Annotated in this window: 1 rRNA gene; it reads left to right on the plus strand. The window is 53.8% G+C overall.

Annotated elements, in window-relative coordinates:
* Nucleotides 1–2390, plus strand: a 23S ribosomal RNA gene (locus ACYVGO_RS38745); the annotation flags it as partial.
* Nucleotides 2391–2439: the final 49 nt, after the last annotated feature.

The following is a 2439-nucleotide window of genomic DNA, read 5'->3' on the forward strand; positions in this document are numbered from 1 at the left end:
TCCGGTAAGGCTAAATACAATCAGAAGACCGATAGCGCAGAGTACCGTGAGGGAAAGGTGAAAAGTACGGGGAGTACCCGGGTGAAATAGATCCTGAAACCAGGCACTTACAAGCGGTTGGAGCCCCCAGTGTGGGGTGACAGCGTGCCTTTTGCATAATGAGCCTACGAGTAACCGTCACTGGCGAGGTTAAGATCGTTGACGATCGGATCCGAAGCGAAAGCGAGTCTGAACAGGGCGTCTAGTCAGTGGGGGTTGACGCGAAACTTGGTGATCTATCCCTGGCCAGGTTGAAGGGGTGGTAACACACCGTGGAGGACCGAACCGATAAGCGTTGAAAAGCTTCCGGATGAGCTGGGGATAGGGGTGAAAGGCCAATCAAACTGAGAAATAGCTCGTACTCTCCGAAATGTTTTTAGGAACAGCGTTACGTGTTACTGTCTGTGAGGTAGAGCGACCAACAGGATGCGGGGGAGTCACATCCTACCAACTTCTGATGAACTCCGAATGCGCAGAGAGGTGCGTGGCAGTGAGGGCTTGGGTGCTAAGGTCCAAGTCCGAGAGGGGAACAACCCAGACCATCAGCTAAGGTCCCTAAGTGTGTGCTAAGTTGAACAAAGGCGGTCCGGCTGCTGAGACAGCCAGGAGGTTAGCTTGGAAGCAGCTATTCCTTTAAAGAGTGCGTAACAGCTCACTGGTCGAGCGGGGCGGGCGTCGATAATAAACGGGCATCAAGCACATCACCGAAGCTATGGACCTATACTTGGAGTATAGTGTGGTAGGAGAGCATTCTATGGGGGGTGAAGTTGAAGCGTGAGCTTTGGTGGACCGCATAGAAAAGCAAATGTAGGCATAAGTAACGAGAATGAGGATGAGAACTCCTCACACCGAAAAGCTAAGGTTTCCTCCGCGATGGCAGTCATCGGAGGGTTAGTCGGGGTCTAAGGAGCAGGCGAATGCCGGGCTTTGAGGGGGATCAGGTTAATAGTCCTGAACTATCTATGCAGGCAGTCTCATGACGGAGTGCCAGAGATTCTAGGTCCTGACGGAATAGGGCGTTGAGCAGAGGCTTCGGCTGAAGCGAAGAGTTGACGGGGCTTCCAAGAAAAGTGAGGGTGCGTTAAGCGTATGGATACCCGTACCGTAAACCGACACAGGTAGCTGGGAAGAATATTCTAAGGTGCGCGAAAGAATCATGGTTAAGGAACTCGGCAAGATTACCCTGTAACTTCGGGATAAGGGGGGCCGTCTGGCAACAGCGGCTGCAGAGAAGAGGCCCAGGCGACTGTTTACCAAAAACACAGGACTCTGCCAAAATGAAAGTTGACGCATAGGGTCTGACACCTGCCCGGTGCTGGAAGGTTAAGGGGGGAGCTTAGTCGCAAGGCGAAGGTTTGAACTGAAGCCCCAGTAAACGGCGGCCGTAACTATAACGGTCCTAAGGTAGCGAAATTCCTTGTCGGGTAAGTTCCGACCTGCACGAATGGTGTAACGATCTGGGCACTGTCTCAACCATGAGTTCGGTGAAATTGTAGTAGCGGTGAAGATGCCGCTTACCCGCCACGGGACGGAAAGACCCCGTGCACCTTTACTACAGCTTAACATTGAATGCCGGTCAGTCATGTGTAGGATAGGCGGGAGATTGCGAAGGGGTGTCGCCAGGCATCCTGGAATCAACCTTGAAATACCGCCCTTGGCTTACTGGCGTTCTAACTGGAGACAGGACCGTGTTTGGTGGGTAGTTTGACTGGGGTGGTCACCTCCGAAAGGGTAACGGAGGTTTCCCAAGGTCCGCTCATGCCGGACGGTAATCGGCAGGGGAGTGCAATAGCAGAAGCGGGCTTGACAGTGAGGCCTACAAGCCGATCTGGTGCGAAAGCAGGGTATAGTGATCCGGTGGTTCCGCATGGAAGGGCCATCGCTCAAAGGATAAAAGGTACGCCGGGGATAACAGGCTGATCTCCCCCAAGAGCTCACATCGACGGGGAGGTTTGGCACCTCGATGTCGGCTCGTCACATCCTGGGGCTGGAGAAGGTTCCAAGGGTTCGGCTGTTCGCCGATTAAAGTGGCACGCGAGCTGGGTTCAGAACGTCGTGAGACAGTTCGGTCCCTATCTGTGGTGGGCGTTGGAATATTGACGGGCTCTGTCCTTAGTACGAGAGGACCGGGATGGACTCACCGCTGGCGAATCGGTTGTTTGGCCGCAGGCACGGCCGAGTAGCTACGTGGGGAACAGATAAGCGCTGAAAGCATCTAAGTGCGAAACTGGCCTGAAGATGAATGTTCCGGTATAAAGGGGTGTTGTAGACGACGACGTTGATAGGCGGTAGGTGTAGGCATCGAGAGGTGTTAAGCCGAGCCGTACTAATGGCCCCGGACGCGTGTTTGTGATTTTGCTTACGGAAGAATGCTCTACAGGAAGTCCAGCCGGAAGGTGA

Source organism: Spirosoma migulaei (assembly GCF_054776855.1).